Annotated in this window: 16 protein-coding genes and 1 tRNA gene; 8 read left to right on the top strand and 9 right to left on the bottom strand. The window is 71.3% G+C overall.

Annotation, left to right across the window (positions count from 1 at the left end):
* Positions 1 to 54 precede the first annotated feature (54 nt).
* The gene (locus BJ999_RS04305) at positions 55 to 1,794 is read left to right on the top strand and encodes a BCCT family transporter (protein ID WP_179832066.1); all 1,740 of its coding nucleotides are present in this window, start codon (positions 55 to 57) and stop codon (positions 1,792 to 1,794) included.
* A 15-nt stretch (positions 1,795 to 1,809) separates the two neighbouring features.
* Here the strand turns inward: BJ999_RS04305 and BJ999_RS04300 are convergent, their stop codons facing one another.
* Entirely contained in the window at positions 1,810 to 2,634 is an 825-nt protein-coding gene (locus tag BJ999_RS04300; RefSeq protein ID WP_179832065.1) for an oxygenase MpaB family protein, read from the bottom strand.
* A 197-nt stretch (positions 2,635 to 2,831) separates the two neighbouring features.
* On the bottom strand, positions 2,832 to 3,563 hold the full coding sequence (locus BJ999_RS04295) for an isocitrate lyase/PEP mutase family protein (protein ID WP_179832064.1): 732 nt from the start codon (positions 3,561 to 3,563) through the stop codon (positions 2,832 to 2,834).
* Between the two features lie 138 nt (positions 3,564 to 3,701).
* Here BJ999_RS04295 and BJ999_RS04290 point away from each other — a divergent pair, with 138 nt between their 5' ends.
* From BJ999_RS04290 to BJ999_RS04275, 4 genes are all read left to right on the top strand, one after another.
* Positions 3,702 to 4,730 carry an alpha/beta hydrolase gene (locus tag BJ999_RS04290; protein ID WP_179832063.1) on the top strand — a complete coding sequence of 343 codons (1,029 nt, stop codon included), beginning with the start codon at positions 3,702 to 3,704 and terminating at the stop codon, positions 4,728 to 4,730.
* A 330-nt stretch (positions 4,731 to 5,060) separates the two neighbouring features.
* Positions 5,061 to 7,472, top strand: coding sequence for a M4 family metallopeptidase (locus tag BJ999_RS04285; RefSeq protein ID WP_229810240.1), 2,412 nt, complete (start codon positions 5,061 to 5,063; stop codon positions 7,470 to 7,472).
* 83 nt (positions 7,473 to 7,555) lie between these two features.
* Positions 7,556 to 9,064: a M28 family peptidase gene (locus BJ999_RS42795; RefSeq protein WP_179832062.1), complete on the top strand. Its 1,509-nt coding sequence runs from the start codon at positions 7,556 to 7,558 to the stop codon at positions 9,062 to 9,064.
* Positions 9,065 to 9,812: 748 nt separating this feature from the next.
* Positions 9,813 to 10,025, top strand: coding sequence for a DUF2277 domain-containing protein (locus BJ999_RS04275; protein WP_179832061.1), 213 nt, complete (start codon positions 9,813 to 9,815; stop codon positions 10,023 to 10,025).
* Here the strand turns inward: BJ999_RS04275 and BJ999_RS04270 are convergent.
* Both BJ999_RS04270 and BJ999_RS04265 read right to left on the bottom strand, forming a co-directional pair.
* Entirely contained in the window at positions 10,022 to 11,044 is a 1,023-nt protein-coding gene (locus BJ999_RS04270; RefSeq protein WP_179832060.1) for an aspartate-semialdehyde dehydrogenase, read from the bottom strand. The two genes, BJ999_RS04275 and BJ999_RS04270, sit on opposite strands and share 4 nt — an antisense overlap.
* 97 nt (positions 11,045 to 11,141) lie before the next feature.
* Positions 11,142 to 12,293 (bottom strand): acyl-CoA dehydrogenase family protein, encoded by a 1,152-nt coding sequence (locus BJ999_RS04265; RefSeq protein ID WP_179832059.1) that lies wholly within the window; start codon positions 12,291 to 12,293, stop codon positions 11,142 to 11,144.
* Between the two features lie 127 nt (positions 12,294 to 12,420).
* Here BJ999_RS04265 and BJ999_RS04260 point away from each other — a divergent pair, with 127 nt between their 5' ends.
* Complete coding sequence (locus BJ999_RS04260; RefSeq protein ID WP_229810241.1) at positions 12,421 to 12,747, top strand: PspC domain-containing protein; 327 nt, start codon at positions 12,421 to 12,423, stop codon at positions 12,745 to 12,747.
* On the opposite strand, the gene BJ999_RS04255 is transcribed toward BJ999_RS04260, so the two are convergent.
* Positions 12,744 to 14,072: an MFS transporter gene (locus BJ999_RS04255; protein ID WP_179832058.1), complete on the bottom strand. Its 1,329-nt coding sequence runs from the start codon at positions 14,070 to 14,072 to the stop codon at positions 12,744 to 12,746. The two genes, BJ999_RS04260 and BJ999_RS04255, sit on opposite strands and share 4 nt — an antisense overlap.
* Before the next feature lie 95 nt (positions 14,073 to 14,167).
* Positions 14,168 to 14,518 carry a metallopeptidase family protein gene (locus tag BJ999_RS04250; RefSeq protein WP_218905445.1) on the bottom strand — a complete coding sequence of 117 codons (351 nt, stop codon included), beginning with the start codon at positions 14,516 to 14,518 and terminating at the stop codon, positions 14,168 to 14,170.
* Positions 14,519 to 14,541: 23 nt separating this feature from the next.
* On the opposite strand from BJ999_RS04250, the gene BJ999_RS04245 reads away from it, so the two are divergent.
* A complete protein-coding gene (locus BJ999_RS04245; protein WP_229810242.1) occupies positions 14,542 to 16,182 on the top strand; it encodes a metallophosphoesterase family protein in 1,641 nt (546 codons plus the stop codon).
* A 71-nt stretch (positions 16,183 to 16,253) separates the two neighbouring features.
* Positions 16,254 to 16,329, top strand: a tRNA-Glu gene (locus BJ999_RS04240).
* 187 nt (positions 16,330 to 16,516) lie between these two features.
* On the opposite strand, the gene BJ999_RS04235 is transcribed toward BJ999_RS04240, so the two are convergent.
* From BJ999_RS04235 to BJ999_RS04225, 3 genes are all read right to left on the bottom strand, one after another.
* Positions 16,517 to 17,647: a cytochrome P450 family protein gene (locus BJ999_RS04235; RefSeq protein ID WP_179832056.1), complete on the bottom strand. Its 1,131-nt coding sequence runs from the start codon at positions 17,645 to 17,647 to the stop codon at positions 16,517 to 16,519.
* A gap of 363 nt (positions 17,648 to 18,010) precedes the next feature.
* Positions 18,011 to 18,625 (bottom strand): GTP-binding protein, encoded by a 615-nt coding sequence (locus BJ999_RS04230; RefSeq protein ID WP_179832055.1) that lies wholly within the window; start codon positions 18,623 to 18,625, stop codon positions 18,011 to 18,013.
* Positions 18,606 to 18,974 (bottom strand): DUF742 domain-containing protein, encoded by a 369-nt coding sequence (locus tag BJ999_RS04225; protein WP_179832054.1) that lies wholly within the window; start codon positions 18,972 to 18,974, stop codon positions 18,606 to 18,608. The genes BJ999_RS04230 and BJ999_RS04225 overlap by 20 nt, the downstream gene beginning before the upstream one ends.
* Positions 18,975 to 18,980 lie beyond the last annotated feature (6 nt).

Below are 18,980 nucleotides of genomic sequence, written 5' to 3'. Positions count from 1 at the left end.
CGAATCGCTTCGCCGCGTAACTGAATGGTGAACTTCCGGGCAGGACACCGGGCTATGGAGAGGAGCAAGCCCGAGCCCGGCGAGCGGGACGAGTACCCCGGCACCGAGCCCGTGAGTCTCGTCAAGCACGGACGGCCGCACACCGACTGGATCGTCTACGGCGTCGCGGCCGTGCTCTCGGCCTCGTTCGTGGTCTGGGGCGGGGCCGACACCGGCGGCCTCAGCTCGGCCGCGGACACGATGCTGGGCTGGCTGCTGACGAACCTCGGCTGGCTGTTCGTCCTCGCCGCCACCGGCTTCGTGATCTTCTCGCTGTGGCTGGCGTTCAGCCGGTACGGCCGCATCCCGCTCGGCCGGGAGGAGGACGAGCCGGAGTTCCACACCGTCTCGTGGGTCGCGATGATGTTCAGCGCGGGCATGGGAATCGGGCTGATGTTCTTCGGCGTGGCCGAGCCCCTCACGCACTTCGTCGAGCCGCCGCCCGGCACCGACCCGGCGCAGAGCGAGGCCGCGATCGAGACGGCCATGGCGACCACGATGTTCCACTGGACGCTGCACCCGTGGTCGATCTACGCCGTGCTCGGCCTCGCGATCGGGTACAGCCACTACCGCCGGGGGCGCAGCCAGCTGATCAGCTCGGCGTTCGTCCCGCTGCTCGGCCGCCGCCGCGCCGCGGGCCCGGCGGGCAAGGTCATCGACATCCTCGCGCTGTTCGCCACCCTGTTCGGCTCGGCCGCCTCGCTCGGCATCGGGGCGCTGCAGATCCGGACCGGGATGCAGGAGGCGGGCTGGATCTCCTCGCTCGGCACCACCGTCCTCGTGCTGATCATCGTGGTGCTGACGGTCTGCTTCGTGGTGTCGGCGGTGTCGGGGGTCGCGCGCGGCATCCAGTGGCTGTCCAACATCAACATGGTGCTGGCCATCGTCCTCGCGGTCTTCGTGTTCGTGGTGGGGCCGACCGTGTTCATCCTGGAGCTGCTGCCCACCTCGCTCGGCGTCTACATCCAGGACTTCGGGCAGATGGCGTCCCGGTCCGGGGCGACGGGCGGCGAGCCGATGAAGACGTTCCTGTCCAACTGGACGATCTTCTACTGGGCGTGGTGGATCTCCTGGGCGCCGTTCGTCGGGATGTTCCTGGCCCGGATCAGCCGCGGCCGCACCATCCGGCAGTTCGTCGGCGGCGTGATCCTCGTGCCGAGCGCGGTCAGCGTGGTCTGGTTCGCGATCTTCGGCGGGACGGCCATCGACCAGCAGCGCAGGGGCCTGAACCCGTTCGGGAACGGCACCGAGGAGCAGATCACCTTCAACGTCCTCGGCCACCTGCCGTGGCTGGCGGTGACCGCGGTCGTCGTCATGGTGCTCGTGGCGATCTTCTTCGTGTCCGGCGCGGACGCCGCGTCGATCGTCATGGGCACGCTGTCGCAGCGCGGCTCGACCTCTCCGTCCCGCTGGGTCGTGATCTTCTGGGGCGCGATGACCGGCGGGGTCGCCGCGATCATGCTGGTGATCGGCGGGGACAAGGCCCTCAACGGCATCCAGAACATCACGTTCATCGGCGCGCTGCCGTTCGCGATCGTGCTGATCCTGCTGTGCGTCGCGCTGGCGAAGGACGTGCGCTCCGACCCGATGATGCGCCGCCAGCACAAGGGCGCCGAGGTCCTGGAGGACGCCGTCATCGCCGGCGTCACCCACCACGAGGGCGACTTCGAACTCCAGATCAGGCCGTCCGGGCGGGAGGGCGCGAAGGCCGCGGAGGACACCGGGGAGGACACCGCGGAGGACCCGCGGCCCTGAGGGCCCGGGACGCGGTCACACGATCGGGCGCCCGTTCCTGATGCGGCGGCGGACGTCGCGGAGGTAGAGGTTGAAGGGGAACTCCCGGGCAGGGCGCGGCAGGGCGCGGTTGCTCGCCGCCAGCACGCGGACGAAGCGGTCGAAGCGCGCCTGGTCGCGGGCCGTCCAGGGGAAGCCGAGCTCGTCGCGGAACGGCTGGGGCAGGAAGCCGAGCGTCAGGAAGCGGTGGAACCGGCCGAGCGTCCAGTGGACGGGCGCGGGCAGGAAGCGCATCTCGGCGAGGTCGCGCAGGTAGCCGCGGGTGACGTCGTCCATCTCGATCTTCGCCAGGCCCGCCTGCCAGTAGGTCTCGAAGGCCGCCCGGTCCGGCGGCCACAGGTCCGGGGTGACCTGGAGGGTGGTGCCGAAGCGGGCACCGTGCCGGTACAGGTCGGCGGCCTGGTCCGGCGACGGCTTCCCGTACAGCATCGTGTAGATCATCTCGATGCCCACGTAGAGGCACGCGGCGACCCACAGTTGCAGCTCGCGGTCGAACGCGTTGTAGGCGACGGGCTCCTTCGCCCGGACGTGCCGGTGCGCGCGGTTCACCTCGCGGCGCATCGCCTCGCGTTCGGCCTCGGTGCCGAGCATGGCGACGGCGATGTAGCTGAGCGTGGTGCGGGCCCGCTTGACCGGGTGCTTGTCGACACGGCCGCTGTCGACCGTGCTCTCCGCGACGCCGTGCCCGATCGGGAGGCGGGAGAGCTGCATGACGACGTTGGACGCGGCGGCGGCCAGGGCCGCCCCGCTGATCGAGTCCAGGACGACCTTCGGCGGCGTCTCCTCAACGGTCGCGGTCATGCCGGCCCCACCTCCGTACGGGCTCGCGCCTGCGCCCACATGTGATACAACGAGTCGAATTTTGTCTCACTGTGCCAGTGTAAGTACGCACTTGCAAGGCGCCCGCGACGAGAGCGCGCTCACACGCGGCCCGCACGGAGGCCGGGTCGGGCGACCCGGTCAGGGTCGACCGGGCCGGTCCTGAGCGGGTGACCCGGTCAGGCGTAGGGATTCTCCTTCGCCAGGACGCGGCCCGCGAACTCCTTCAGGGAGTCCAGGGCGCGCAGGTACGGCATCGGGCCGTAGGAGACGCGCGCGACGCCCGTCTCCGCCAGCTCCGCGAGCGACGTGCCCGGGAAGTTGTTCGCGTTGACCGGGCCCGGGATCCCCTTCACCAGGGACGGGACGGCGTCCGGCGGTGCGGCGATCGGGTACACGCAGTCGGCGCCGGCCTCCAGGTACAGCCGTCCCCGCGCGATCGCCGCCTCGACCGGGTCCGGGACCTTGGCGACGAACGTGTCGGCGCGAGCGTTGATCACCAGGGCGTCCCCGGCCGCCGCCCGGACGGCCGCGATGTACTCCGCCTGGGTCTCCGGCGCGGCCAGTTCGCCGGCGTAGGTGTCCTCCAGGTTGCAGCCCGCCGCGCCGATGGCGAGCAGCCGCTCGACCAGCTCCCCCGGCTGCAGCCCGTACCCGGCCTCGGCGTCCACGGTGACGGGGACGGTCGCCGCGCGGATGACGCGCCCCGCGGCGGCGAACATCTCCTCCACGGGCGCCCCCTCGTGGTCGGGGTAGCCGAGCATGGCGGACACGGCGGCGCTCGCGGTGGCGAGGGCCGGGAACCCGGCCTCCTGGACGATCTTCGCGCTCCCCGCGTCCCAGACGTTGGGCAGCAGCAGCGGGTCGCCGGGTCGGTGCAGGTCCCTCAGGAGTGCGGCGTTGTCGGTCATGTCTGTCTCCTTCCTTCGCAAGAGGAACGGAGAACACGGCCGCGTCGTGACACCCGCCCCGGGCGACGGCCCCGTCCCGCCGTCCCGGCCATGGGTTAGCGTCGAGGTGATCATCCGCTTGCGACGAGGGAGTACGCAATGCAGCCGTGGTCCGCCGATCTCGCCGGCCGCCTCGAAGAGCACGTCGTCACCAGCGAGCTGCTTCGCGGCAACCCGCTGGACGACCCCCACGAGCGGCCGGTACTGGTGTACGTACCGCCCGGCTACGACGACGAACCGGACCGCCGCTACCCCAGCGTCTACGTGATCACCGGATTCACCGGGCATGTCGGGATCTGGCGCAACCGGATGCCGTACCGGCGGCCGTTCCCCGAGACGGCCGACGCGGTGTTCGCCTCCGGGGAGGCACCGCCCGCGATCGTGGTGTTCGTGGACGCCTGGACCGCGCACGGCGGCAGCCAGTACGTCGACTCCCCCGGCACGGGCCGCTACCACTCCTACATCTGCGACGAGATCGTCCCGTGGGTGGACGGCCACTACCGGACGCTCGACGCACCCGGGCACCGGGCGATCAGCGGCAAGTCCAGCGGCGGCTACGGCGCGATGATCACGCCGATGCTCCGTCCCGACCTGTTCGGGGCGCTCGCGACGCACGCGGGGGACGCCCTGTTCGAGTACTGCTACCTGACCGAGTTCCCCAAGTGCGTCCGGCACCTGCGCAAGTACGACGGCGACATCCGGCGCTGGTGGGACGACTTCAGGAGCCGCACCTCGTTCACCAAGCCCGAGGACATGGAGCTGCTCAACATCCTCGGCATGGCGCTGTGCTACTCCGCGCGCGAGGACGGCACGCCCGACCTGCCGTTCGACCCGGTCACCGGCGTGCTCCGGCCGGAGGTGTGGGATCGCTGGCTCGCCTGGGACCCGGTACGGATGGTCCCGGGGCACGCCGAGGCGATGCGCTCGCAGCGGGCGATCTGGATCGACGGCGGCACGCGCGACGAGTGGTACCTCGACATCGGCGCGCAGGCGTTCCACCGGGCGCTGCTCGACGCCGGCGTCGCCGAGGACGCGATCCACTTCGAATTGTTCGACGCGGGCCACGGCGCGATCGACTACCGCTACCCCCTGGCGCTCTCCTGGCTCTGCCACCGCATCGCCCCCTGACCCCGCCGGGCGGCCGGCGTCTCAACGCGCGCGCCGCCCCCGCGGTTCCCTGCCGGACGGGCCGGGCCGACCTTTCGGCCCGGCCCGTCCGCGCTGCTCCGCCACGGAATTCCATTGGTTTCAGAGAGCTGCCCAACAGTATTGAAAATCCAGAACTAAATGGATTTATTGACACCTTTCTCGAACCAGGGTGCACTTCGGGTCAGCTCATCCGGATGAGTCCCCCATCCCAACCCCCCGCCGGGCGGGCGGCGGTTCCTGGAGCGCTCTTACAAGGGCCTCCACGTGCCCACCCCCTCCGCCCGTCCGGCATGTGGAAGGAGCACCCCCGTGAGACACCAGACCGCGATCGGGGCGGCGGCCTTGTCCGTCGGCCTCGCCGTGGCGATGTCCTCGCCCGCCTCAGGTGCGACACCCCGCACCGCCCCCGCGGCGCCGGCCAGGCCGGACCCCCGCACCGTCGCCGCCGCCTCGGCCGACCGCCTGGTCGCGGCGAAGCCCGCCGAGTTCAAGAAGGCCCCGAAGGACAGGATCGTCCGGCGCGGGGTCACCTCGGGCCTGCGCGGCCTCCAGTACGTGGCCTACGAGCGCACCTACGACGGCCTGCCCGTCTACGGCGGCGACTTCGTCGTCACCACCAACGCGAGCGGGGGCGTGCTGAGCACCTCCGTCGACCAGACCCGCATCCTCGACGTGGGGACCAAGGCGTCGGTCGGCGCGGCTCAGGCCGCCACGACCTCGCGCGCCCGCGTCTCCAAGGTCGAGACCGCCTCCACGCCCCGCCTGATGGTGCTCGCCGAAGGCTCGGGACGCCTCGTCTACGAGACCGTCGTCAGCGGCACCCGGAAGAAGGCCCCGACGAAGCTGCACGTGTTCGTCGACGCCAAGTCCGGCAAGGTCGTCAAGACCTACGACGAGGTCCGGGACGCGGCCGACGACCGCAGCTACTACCACGGCACCGTCGACCTCAGCACCGCCGCCACGTCCATGACCGACCCGCAGCGCTCCGGCATCCGGTGCGGCGGCCAGAACGGCTCCGCCTACACCGGCACCGACAGCGCCTGGGGCAGCGGCAGCGGCACGGACCTGGAGACCGCCTGCGTCGACGCCCTCTACGCGGTCCAGAAGGAATGGGACATGCTGGGCTCCTGGCTCGGCCGCAACGGCGTCAACGGCAGCGGCGGCGGCTTCCCGCTCCGCGTCGGCCTGAACGACGTCAACGCCTACTGGAACGGCAGCTACACCAACTTCGGCCACAACCAGGCAGGCACCAAGCAGGCCACCTCCGTCGACGTCGTCGGCCACGAGAACGGCCACGCCGTCTTCACCACCACGCCCGGCGGCGACAGCGGCGGCAACGGCAACGAGAAGGGGGGCATGAACGAGTCGGCCGGCGACATCTTCGGCACGCTGACCGAGCACTACATGAACGAGCCCTCCACCTACGACCCGCCGGACTACCTCATCGGCGAGGAGGTCGACCTGGTCGGCAGCGGACCGATCCGCAACATGTACAACCCGTCCGCGCTGGGCGACCCGAACTGCTACTCGTCCTCGATCCCGAGCACCGAGGTGCACGCGGCGGCCGGCCCGCAGAACCACTGGTTCTACCTGCTGGCCGAGGGCTCGAACCCGAGCAACGGCAACCCGACCAGCCCGACCTGCAACAGCTCCACCGTCACCGGCATCGGCATCCAGAAGGCCGGCCAGATCTTCATGGGCGGCCTCAGCCGCAAGGTGACGAGCTGGAGCCACGCCCGCGCCCGCGTCGAGACGATCAACGCGGCGCTGCAGCTGTTCCCCGGCTCGGCCACCGAGTGCAACGCGGTGAAGGCGGCGTGGAGCGCGATCAGCGTCCCCGCGCAGAGCGGCGAGGCGTCCTGCGGCACCCAGCAGAACGACTTCACGGTCACGCTGAGCCCCGGCTCGGGCAGCGCCCAGGCCGGCGGGACGGCGACCGCCACGGTCGGCACCCAGACCACCGGCGGCAGCGCCCAGCAGGTCTCGCTGTCGGCGACGAGCAGCCCGTCCGGCCCCACGGCGACGTTCTCCCCGGCCACGGTCACCTCGGGCCAGTCGTCCACGATGACCGTCACCGTCCCGGCCGGGACCGCTGACGGCACCTACAGGCTGACCGTCCTCGCCGACGGCGCGTCCGTCGACCGCACGGCCACCTACACGCTGACCGTCGGGCAGGGCCAGCCCGGCACCGTCTACTCCGACGACCTCGAGTCCGGGACGGGCTGGACGACCAACCCGAACGGCACCGACACCGCCACCGCGGGCCGCTGGGAGCGCGGCACCCCGCAGCCGACCAGCTACTCCGGCACCAACCTGCAGCTCGCCGCCGCGAGCGGCAGCGGCGCCCTCGTGACGGGCGCGGCCGCCGGAACCGACGCGGGCACCTACGACCTCGACGGCGGCGTCAGCAGCGTCCAGTCCCCGGCGATCAGCCTGCCGAGCGGCACCCTGTCGCTGAAGTTCTCCTGGAACTTCGCCTACCTCAACAACAGCACGACCGAGGACTACCTGCGCGTCCGCGTCGTCGGCGCGAACGGGTCGAGCACCGTGCTGAACCAGGGCGGCGCCGCGGCCAACAAGGCCGGGGCGTGGCAGACGGCGACGTACGACCTGTCCGCCTACGCCGGGCAGTCCGTCCGCATCCTCGTCGAGGCGGCCGACAACGGCACCGGCAGCCTCGTCGAGGCCGGCATCGACAACGTCTCCATCACCAAGGCCTGACCGCCCCCCGCCCGCGGCCCGTGACGGGGCCCGCTCCCCCGTCGCGGGCCGCGCCCTACCTGGAGGAACGCATGAGATCGCGCATGATCGCGACCTTGGGCGCGGCGGCCCTTGCGGCGTCGGCCCTGCTCGCCCCGTCCGGCGCGTCGGCCGCGCCCGCCACGCTGGCCGCGCCCGACATCTCGCTCGCCAACGTCAAGGCGCACCTGTCCCAGCTGCAGAGCATCGCCACCGCCAACGGCGGCAACCGCGCCCACGGCCGCACCGGCTTCCGCGCCTCGATCGACTACGTGAAGGGCAAGCTGGACGCCGCCGGCTACCAGACCAGCGTCCAGTCGTTCACCTACAACGGCGCCACCGGCTACAACCTCATCGCCGACTGGCCCGGCGGCGACACGAACAACGTCCTCATGACCGGCGCGCACCTCGACAGCGTCACCGCCGGCCCCGGCATCAACGACAACGGCTCCGGCTCCGCCGCGAACCTGGAGATCGCCCTCACCATCGCCCGCGAGAAGTACGCGCCCAAGCGGCACCTGCGGTTCGGCTGGTGGGGCGCCGAGGAGCTCGGCCTCGTCGGCTCGACCAACTACGTCAACAACCTCGCCTCCACCGAGCGGTCGAAGATCAAGGGCTATCTGAACTTCGACATGGTCGGCTCCCCCAACCCGGGCTACTTCGCCTACGACGGAGACGGCTCCAGCGGCAGCGGCGGCCCCGCCGGGTCCGCCGAGATCGAGCAGACGCTGCGCGCCCACTTCCAAACGATCAACGTGCCCGTCCAGGACACCGCGTTCGACGGCCGCTCCGACTACGGGCCGTTCATCCGGTACGGGATCGCCGCCGGCGGCCTGTTCACCGGCGCCGAGGGACGCAAGACGACCCAGCAGGCGCAGCTGTGGGGCGGCCAGGCAGGCGTCGCGTTCGACCGCTGCTACCACTCGTCCTGCGACACCACGTCCAACATCGACGACACCGCCCTCGACCGCAACTCCGACGCCATCGCGCACGCCGTCTGGACGCTCGGCGGCGACGGGGGCACCACGGAACCGCCCGGCGACACCGTCTTCACCGACGACCTCGAATCGGGCACCGGCTGGACGACCAACCCGAACGGCACCGACACCGCCACCGCGGGCCGCTGGGAGCGCGGCACCCCGCAGCCGACCACCTACTCCGGCACCAACCTGCAGCTCGCCGCCGCGAGCGGCAGCGGCGCCCTCGTGACGGGCGCGGCCGCCGGAACCGACGCCGGGACCAACGACCTGGACGGCGGCGCCACCACCGTCCAGTCGCCCGCGATCGCGCTGCCGGCCGGCTCGAAGACCCTGTCGTTCTCCTGGTACCTCGCCCATCTGAACAACAGCTCCACCGACGACCACCTGCGGGTGCGGGTCGTCGGGCCGAACGGCTCCACGACCGTCCTCGACCAGTCCGGCGCGGCCTCCAACCGTGCCGGCTCCTGGCAGACGCAGACCGCGGACGTCTCCGCCTACGCCGGCCAGACCGTCCGCATCGTCGCCGAAGCCGCCGACGCCGGTACCGGCAGCCTCGTCGAGGCCGGCCTGGACAACCTCAAGATCACCAAGTAACCGCAGGCCGGGGGCCGGTTTCAGAGTTTTCCACGGCCCCGTTCACACCATTGAAAATCCAGTGGCGGATGGATTCGTTGACACCCGGCCACCCGCCGCGATCCACTCGAAAGAGCCCGACCCCCACCCCCAAGGGCCGTTCACCGGCGACCGCACGGGACGAATCTCGGCCCGGCCCGTGCACCGCAAGAAGAGACGGGGCCCGCCCCCCGCCCAACGCCCCCTCTGGCTGTGCCAGAGGGGGCGTTTCTTGTCTATTGCAGTGCCCTCCTCCTTCGGGCCTGGCGGCCCTCCATCGTCGGGCACTGCGGGCGATCGCTGGCATCGCTCCGGCTCGCCTTGCGGCTCGCTTCGCGATCAGATTCTTGCTTCGCTCGAATCTGCCTTCGGACGCGATCGCGATGGTGAGGTTGTTGCGGGGTTGCGCTGCGGGCTGAGGTTGTTGCCGTGGCGGGTGCCGATTGAGCCTGCGCGATCAGGTCCTGCTTCGCTCGAATCTGCCTTCGGACGCGATCGCGATGGTGAGGTTGTTGCGGGGTTGCGCAGCGGGCTGAGGTTGTTGCCGTGGCGGGTGCCGATTGAGCCTGCGCGATCAGGTCCTGCTTCGCTCGAACCTGCCTTCGGACGCGATCGCGACCATTCAGGTTGTCGCGGAGTGCTGTGGTGGCTGGGGTTGCTGGGTCCGGGGGTGCCGATGGGACGTCGCGGCTCGGTGCGGTCTGTCGGTGGGGCCGGGCACACTGAAGACATGTGCCGCAGTATCAAGACGCTTCGACCGCCTTACTCCGACGACGTCACCGATCAGGACGTGCGGGCGGCGGCGCTCCAGTATGTGCGGAAGATCTCCGGGTTCCGGGCGCCCGCCTCGCACAACGCGGAGGCGTTCGACCGGGCCGTGGAGGAGATCGCGCGGAGCACCGCCGCCCTTCTCGATTCCCTGGAGGTGCGGGGGCGCCGTTAGCTCTCGGCGGCGACCAGCTCGGCGATCTGGACGGTGTTGAGCGCCGCGCCCTTGCGGAGGTTGTCGCCGGAGCAGAACAGGGCGAGGCCGTTCTCGACGGTCTCGTCGCGGCGGATGCGGCCCACGTAGGTGGGGTCCTGGCCGGCGGCCTGGAGCGGCGTCGGGACGTCCGAGAGGACGACGCCGGGCGCGCCCGCCAGCAGTTCGCTCGCGCGCTCGGGGCTGAGCGGACGCTCGAACCGGGCGTTGACCTGCAGGGAGTGACCGGTGAAGACCGGGACGCGCACGCAGGTGCCCGACACCTTCAGGTCCGGGAGCTCCAGGATCTTGCGGCTCTCGTTGCGGAGCTTCTGCTCCTCGTCGGTCTCGGCGAGACCGTCGTCGACGATCGAGCCCGCCATGGGGAGCACGTTGAACGCGATCGGGCGCACGTAGACCGACGGCTCGGGGAAGTCCACGGCCGTCCCGGAGTGGGTCAGCCGGTCGGCCGTCTGGACGGTCTTGGCCGCCTGGTCGTGCAGCTCGGCGACGCCGGCGAGGCCGCTGCCGGAGACGGCCTGGTAGGTGGAGACGACGAGGGCGGTCAGCCCGGCCTCCGCGTGCAGGGGGCGCAGCACCGGCATCGCGGCCATCGTGGTGCAGTTCGGGTTGGCGATGATGCCCTTGGGGCGCTGCGTCGCGGCGTGCGGGTTGACCTCCGCGACGACCAGCGGGACTTCCGGGTCCATCCGCCAGCCCGAGGAGTTGTCGATCACGACGGCGCCGGCGGCGGCCACCTTCGGGGCCAGTTCCCTGGACGTGGTCTTGCCCGCGGAGAACAGCACGATGTCGAGGCCGCTGTAGTCGGCGGCCGTCGCGTCCTCGACGGTGATCTCGGTGCCGTTCCACGGGAGCCTGCGGCCCGCGGAGCGCGCCGAGGCGAAGAGCCGCAGCTCGTCGACCGGAAATCCTCGTTCGGCCAGGATCTCGAGCATCTTGGCCCCGACCTGTCCGGTGGCCCCGACGATGCCGACTCTCATGCCGCTCCCTCGTGTAGATCGTCCGACCGGGCGAGTCTGCCCAGCTCGGATGCAGGACGTCCAGTGAATAACCCTACGCGGAGGGTTCAAGCAACGCTTAACGGAAGGCGTCCAGCCCGGTGACGGCCTTCCCCAGGGTCAGCAGGTGAACCTCCTGTGTGCCCTCGTAGGTCAGGACGCTCTCCAGGTTGTTCATGTGCCGGATGACCGGGTATTCGAGCGTGATCCCGTTGGCGCCGAGGACGGTCCGGGCCTCGCGGGCGACGTCCAGCGCGGCGCGGACGTTCGCGAGCTTGCCGAACGAGACCTGCTGCGGGGTCACGTTCCCCTCGTCCTTGAGCCGCCCGATGTGCAGGGCGACGAGCCCCGCCTGCCCGAGGGCGACCTCCATCCAGGCGAGCTTCTCCTGCGTGAGCTGGAACGACCCGATCGGCTTGCCGAACTGCTCGCGGGTCTTGGCGTAGTCGACGGCCGCCTCGTAGCAGGACCGCCCGGCCCCGACGGCGCCCCACAGGATCCCGTACCGGGCCTCCGAGAGGCAGCCGAGCGGGCCCTTCAGGCCCTTCACGCCGGGCAGCATCGCCGACTCGGGCAGCCGCACACCGTCCAGCACCAGCTCGGAGGTGACCGACGCCCGCAGCGACAGCTTCCGGTGGATGTCGCTCGTCGTGAACCCCGGGGTGCCCTCGGGGACGAGGAAGCCGCGGATCCCGTCGTCGGTGCGCGCCCACACCACCGCGACGTCGGCGATCGACCCGTTGGTGATCCACATCTTGGCGCCGTCCAGCACCCAGTCGGCGCCGTCCCGCGTGGCGCGGGTGAGCAGGTCGCCGGGGTCGGAGCCGCGGTCGGGCTCGGTCAGCCCGAAGCAGCCGATCGCCTCCCCGGCGGCCATCCTCGGCAGCCACGCGCTCTTCTGGTCCTCCGACCCGTACTTGTGGATCGCCGCCATCGCCAGCGAGCCCTGGACGGACACGAAGCTGCGCAGCCCCGAGTCGGCCGCCTCCAGCTCCCGGCACGCCACCCCGTAGGCGACGGCGCTCGTCCCGGCGCAGCCGTAGCCCTCCAGGTGCATGCCGAGCAGGCCCAGCTTGCCGAGTTCGGGCGCCAGCTCGCGCGCGGGGAACGTCCCGTCCTCGAACCAGGTCGCCAGGTGGGGCGTCACCTTCTCCGCCACGAAGGCGCGCACGGTGTCGCGGACCATCCGCTCCTCGCCGGTGAGGCGGTCGTCTACGCGCAGCACGTCCATGCGGGGTCTCCTCCGTCCGGGGCCGTCCGCGACGAGGGTACGTCGGAGGCCCGACCCTGACCGGGCAGGGGTCCAATCAGGGATGAATCAGGGCGAATCCGGATGTCAGAGTTACCTTCCGCTGGGCATGATCGAGGGCATGGACATGGACAAGACCACGGGCAGGCAACTCCGCCGCACGCACGAGGGACGCATGATCGCCGGCGTGTGCTCCGGCGCCGGCCGGTTCCTCGGCGTCGACCCCAACCTCATCCGGCTCGGCCTGGGCATCTTCACGATCTTCGGCGGCGCCGGCATCGCGCTCTACGCGATCGCGTGGCTGCTCATCCCCGAGGAGGGCGCGCGCAAGTCGGTCGCCGAGGACCTGTTCAAGAAGGCGAGCGACTCGCCGACCGTCCAGGACGCGGTGCAGAAGACGAAGGACGCGGTCAACAAGAACCGCACCCACGCCTAGGACGCCGGGATGCCGGACAGTTCGTCGCCGCCCCCGGCGGAGGGGGTGACGACGACGGGCTCGGCGTGCTCGCGCGTCCCGGCGATGACGCCGCCGCGGACCTGGTTCCAGCCCAGGGTCAGTATCGCGGCGGCCGACAGGCCGAGGACGCCGGCGAGCGCCACCACCGTCTCCGGCCCGAGCACCTGGGCCGCGGCGCCGCCGACGAGGATGCCGACTCCCTGCCCGGCGAGGATGCCGGACTGGGCGAGCCCGAACGCCTGCCCGCGTCCCGCCGCCGGCACCGCCCCCACGAACGCGGTGTTGGCGGCGAGCTGGTAGGCGCCGCCGACACCCGACAGCGCCCACAGCGCGACGACGCACCACAACGGCGGATGCGCGCCCGCGCCGATCAGCGGCAGGCACGCCAGCATCGACATCCACCCCATCACGTGCAGCCGCTTCGCCGGACGGACGAACCGGCTGAACAGCAGCGAGCCCACCACCATCCCCGCCGGCATCGCCGCCAGCAGCAACCCGGCCGTCACCGCGCCGCCCCCGAACGTCGCCGCGTAGGGGACGGCCAGGCCCTCGGGGATCACGTAGAACGCGCACAGCCACGCGAACAGCACCAGTGACCGCAGCACCGGATCGCCGAACACGAGCCGCACGCCGTCGCGCGTCCCGCGCCACAGCCCGAGCGACTGGGGCTCCCTGCGCCGCTGCGCGGGCCGCCGCCGGAGCCCGCCGATCAGGACGACGGCGGACGCGCCGAACGTCAGCGCGTCCAGGCCGAGCGCCTCGTACGTGCCGACGACGGCGACGGCCGCGCCGCCCACGAGGAAGCCCAGCACCTGTGTGATCTGCTGGGTGACGCTCGCGATCGCCGACCCGGCCACATATCGGTCGCCTTCGAGTACGTCCGGCATGACGGCGGCGCGGGCCGCGGAGAAGGGCGTCCCCAGGAGCACCGTCAGGAACACGAGCCCCGCGAGCCCCGCGACCGGCATCGGCACGAGCGCCATCACCGCCACGAGCCCGGCCCGCAGGACGTCGCAGACGACCATGACCGTCCGGCGCGGGAACAGGTCGGCCAGCCCGGACAGCACGGGCCCGCCCACGATCGGCGGGATGTAGGTCAGCGCGTACATCAGGGCCGTGAGCAGCGTCGAACGGGTGTGGTCGTAGACCAGGACGGCGAGCGCGACCTGCGCGAGCTGGTCGCCGACGAACGACAGGGCCTGCGCGAGCCAGAGGGCGCGGAACTCACCCACCGCGAACACCTCGCGGTAGGTCGCCTGCTCATCCGGCGGACGACGATGCCGGCCGGTCTGCCTTCCCGCCACGCACGCTCCAGTTCAGCCCGCCCGGTGCCGGGCGCCCTCCCCTATTAACTCACGCTGCGTGGCAGTCGCGTGACCTACAGTGCGCATTTCCCGGATCAATATCCGAGTTCGTGCAGCCGCTCGTCGTCGATCCCGAAGTGGTGCGCGATCTCGTGTACGACTGTTATCCGGACTTCTTCCACCACGTCCTCCGCGGTGTCGCATATCCGGAGGATCTCGTGGCGGTAGATCGAAATGTGATCGGGCAGGACGGCCCCGTACCAGTCGCCCCGCTCGGTGAGGGGGATGCCCTGGTACAGGCCGAGAAGGCCGCGCTCCGGCGCATCGTCCTCGACGACGATGACGACATTGCGCATGTGCGCGGTCAGCTCGGGCGGCACACTGTCGAGGGCCTCCGCCACGAGGTCCTCGAACGCCTCTCGCGACAACTCCATCACACCGATCATTCTGCTCGACAGAAGGGGAACACGTGCCCAAGGTCCGCGCCGCGTCGACCCAGGCCTTCGCGGCCCTGCGCGCGCAGGCCGCGCGCGCCCGCGCCGCCTGCTCGCCCGTCACCCGCCGCGCCCGGCCCGTCCTCGGCAGCCGCTGGACGCGGTTCTCCCTCGTCGTCATCGTCGGGCTCGCCGGAGGCTACCTCGGCCTCCTCGCCGGCGGCAGCTACGTCACCCCCGTCGGCCCCGCCGACGTGCAGCTCACCCTCCACCCGTCCCTCCACGGGGGGACGACCCTGAAGCTGCCCCCGCTCGGCGCCCTCCAGCTCGACACCCACGGGGGCCCCGTCGCCCTGGAGGCCCGCCTCACCGACCTGCGTCCCGACCAGGCCAAGAAGCTGATCGAGGACGAGACCGAGCTCGACCGCCTCACCGACCAGATCGCCGGCCAGCTCCGGCACGGCCTGGCCGAGCTCCTCCTGCGCGCCGTCCTCATCGGCCTGGCCACGAGCTTCGTCGCGTCCCTCGCCCTCTTCCGCTCCTGGCGGCGCGCCCTGCTCGGCCTCGGCTCCGCCGCCGCCGGCCTCGTCGCCGTCACCCTCATCACCTGGGGGACGTTCAATCCCCAGTCCATCGCCGAGCCCCGCTACACCGGCCTGCTCGCCAACGCCCCCCAGGTCGTCGGCGACGCACGCAGCATCGTCGAGCGCTTCTCCGCCTACCGCGCCCAGCTCGCCCGGCTCGTCGGCAACATCTCCGAGCTGTACGCCACCACCTCCACCCTCCCCACCTACGAGCCCGACCCCTCCACCATCCGCGTCCTGCACGTCTCCGACATCCACCTCAACCCCGCCGCCTGGAACGTGATCAAGTCCGTCAGCACGCAGTTCAAGGTCGACGTCATCGTCGACAGCGGCGACCTGATGGACCACGGCAGCAAGCCCGAGGACAAGTTCGCCGACGAGATCTCCGGCCTGAAGGTCCCCTACGTCTACGTCCGCGGCAACCACGACTCCAAGGAGACCCAGAAGGCCGTCGAGCGGGAGAAGAACGCCATCGTCCTGGACGGCGCGACCCGCGAGGTCGCGGGCCTGCGCATCTACGGCCTCGGCGATCCCCGCTTCACCCCCGACAAGAGCACCCGCGACGACTACGTCGGCGCCGACCAGCTCCGCGCCGAGGGCCTCCGCCACGCCGACGAACTCCGCAAGTCGGGCAAGCTCCCCGACCTCGTCCTCACCCACGACCCCACCGAGGGCGAGGGATTCTCCGGCGTCGCCCCCATGGTCCTCGCCGGCCACGCCCACGCCCGCTCGACCAGGCTCCTGCCCACCGGCACCCGCCTCTTCGTCCAGGGCTCCACCGGCGGCGCCGGCCTCCGCGGCCTCGAACACGAGGAGCCCACCCCCATCGAGCTGTCCGTCCTCTACTTCAGCCGCGCCAGCCACCGCCTCCAGGGCTGGGACGACCTCCGCCTCGGCGGCCTCGGCCTCACCTCCGCCCAGATCGAACGCCACCTCGAACCCGCCCCGGACCGCGCCGTCACGCCCCAGCCCCCGGCCGCGTCCCCACCCGCGTCCCCGACGTCCCCGTTCCCCTCGGAGTTCCCGTCCGACTGGCCGTCCCGCACCCCGTCCCCCACCACCACCCCGTCCCGCACCCCCTCTCCGGGGTAACCGATTGCACGCCGCCCCGCCACGTCCTCTAGACTTGGCGAGTCAAGTGGCGCCCATCTCCGCCACCACGGGCCCCCTTCGTCTAGCGGCCTAGGACGCCGCCCTTTCAAGGCGGTAGCGCCGGTTCGAATCCGGTAGGGGGTACCACCACCGATAGGTGCAGGTCTCGCACCACTTTTCACCCGCCCCGTGTATGAGGGCGGCGGTCAGCCACCGGCGGCCGCGTCGGTCTCCCATCGTCCTTGGCACGCCGGCGAGCCCTTGACGGCCCGGTCGAGCCTGCCCACCGACGGGTCGGCCCGGCGGCCGGGGCCGCCGGGCCGAGGGGGATCCGTCAGGCCTTCGGAGTGCCGAGGGCGACGGGGAGGGAGAGCGGCCCGACGGTGAAGAAGGACGGGGAGTAGGGGATGTCGCCGGGGTCGATGCCGAGGCTGAGGTCGGGGAACCGCCGGTACAGCGTGGCGAGTGCCAGCCGGCCCTCCAGGCGGGCCAGCGAGGCGCCGATGCAGTACCGGGGGCCGTGGCCGAAGCCGAGGCGCGCGTTCTGCTCCCGGGTGATGTCGAACCGGTCCGCGCTCGCGCCGTGCTCAGCCGGGTCGATGCCGCTCGCCTGGTAGACGACGCCGACCGCCTGGCCCTTGGGGATGTGCACTCCGGCGACGGTCACATCCTGCGCCGTGAAGCGGAAGCTGGTCATCATGACCGAATGGCGGTAGCGAAGGGTCTCCTCGACCACGTCGTCCCACCGGTCCTCGGCCTTGGCCAGTTCGAACTGGTCGGGGTTCTGGGCGAGCGCCACGATGGCATGGCCGAGCAGATGGACGGTGGTCTCGTGACCGGCGACGAGCATCAGCCACAGCACGCCGACCAGTTCCTCGGTGGTGAGCCGGTCGCCCTCGTCACTGGCCTGCACCAGGCCGGAGGTGAGGTCGTCGCCGGAGTTCCGCCGCTTGCGTTCCACCAGGTCGTGCAAGTAGGCCTGAAGAGCGTTCTGGGTCGCGAAGGCCTCCTCCGGCGGCGTCGTGTGCGCCAGCAGGGTGGCGGTCCAGTTCCGCATACGGGACCGGTCATCGGCGGGGACGCCGAACAGTTCGCAGATCACCCACATCGGGAGCGCCTCGGTGAAGGCGGGAACCAGGTCGACGCCGTCGCCGGCGGCCGCCACGTCGTCGAGCAGGGTGTCCACGATCTGCTGGACGCGCGGCTCCAGCGCCTGGACCCGCGCGGGAGTGAACGCCTTTCCGACCAGGCCGCGCAGGCGCCTGTGGTCGGCGCCGTCCTTGGTGGACAGGTGACCCCCCTGGACGATGGCGCGCAGCGGCCAGTCCTCAGGGATCGTTCCGTCGTGCAGGGCGGGCCAGTGTTCGGGATCCCGCAGGAAGGTCTTGTTGTCTCCGGCGAGGATCTCCTTTACCGCGTCGTGGGTCAGTGCCAGGTACGCGGCGACGCCACCGGGGAATTCCACCTCGACGACAGGGGCGATTTCTCGTAGCCGGACGCAGGTGTCGAGTGGGGCTTCGTCTGCGGCGGGGAAGGAGGGCAGGGGGGTTGACATTCGATCCAATCCGGGGGTGTGGGAGCGGGATGGGACTTGCGCGGGTCGTGCTGTTTCGTTTTTCGAGGGGGTATCGGCGCGATCGGTACGCGAATTGGCGTGCGGGTATCGGACCCGGTCGACCTCGGGTCCTTGGCGGCCGGACGGCGGCCGGCCCCATCGTGGAACCGGCACGGCGCCGAAGCGCGCGGACGAGGCCCGTCACGCGGCCGTGGACGCGCCGCGGGGCCGCGGTCCTGACCCCGCCGCGCGGGCACCGGGCGGCGGGCGCGCTCAGCGCTGGGACACGGTCCTGGCGAGGACGTGCTGGACCATGGTGATCAGCACCAGCTTGGCCGACTCCCGGCTTCGCACGTCGCACAGCACCAGCGGCACGTCCTCGTCCAGGTCCAGCGCGATCCGCACGTCCTCGGGGTCCTTGCGCTCGGCGCCCTCGAAGCAGTTCACCGCGACCATGAAGGGGGTGCGGCGGTCCTCGAAGTAGTCGACGGCGCCGAAGCAGTCGGCGAGGCGGCGCACGTCGGCGAGCACCACCGCGCCGACGGCGCCCAGCACCAGTTCGTCCCACATGAACCAGAACCGCTGCTGGCCCGGCGTCCCGAACAGGTACAGCACCAGGTCGTCGGGGAGCGTGATCCGGCCGAAGTCCATGGCCACGGTGGTACTGGTCTTGCCGTCGACGCCCGTGGTGTTGTCGACGCCCACGCTCCGGTCGGTGAGGATCTCCTCGGTGCGCAGCGGGCGGATCTCGCTGATCGACCCCACCATGGTCGTCTTGCCGACCCCGAACCCGCCGGCGATGAGGATCTTCGCGGCGGTCAGCTGACCGCCGCCGGTGCCGGCAGCGCCCGGCTCGTGGACGGCGGTGTCAGAGTGCACGTAGTCCATTCAGCAACTTCCTTAGTACGAGCTCGTCCGGGACGTCGCCGGTGGGAGTCGGTTTCAGCACCCTGAGCACATTCTCGTCGCGCAGGTCGTCGATCAGGACCCGCACGACGCCGACGGGCAGGTTGACCTCGGACGCCAGGTCGGCGAAGGTGATCGGCCGCTGGCAGATCGCCAGCAGCCTGCGGTGCTCGGGGTCGAGCCGCGCCCGCCGGGAGACCGGCACGCCGGTCGCCTCCAGCACGGAGATCAGGTCGAGGCTGTCGTTGCGGAGCCGCGTCCGGCCCCGCGTGACCGTGTAGGGGCGGACGACGGGTCCCGCGTCCGCGTCGAGCCATCGGTCACTGCTCACCCGGTC

The sequence above is a fragment of the Actinomadura citrea genome, from assembly GCF_013409045.1.
In the GTDB taxonomy this organism is placed as follows: Bacteria; Actinomycetota; Actinomycetes; order Streptosporangiales; family Streptosporangiaceae; genus Spirillospora; species Spirillospora citrea.
The sequence above is the reverse complement of the archived record's forward strand: the minus strand, read 5'-3'. Positions and strand labels throughout refer to the sequence as shown.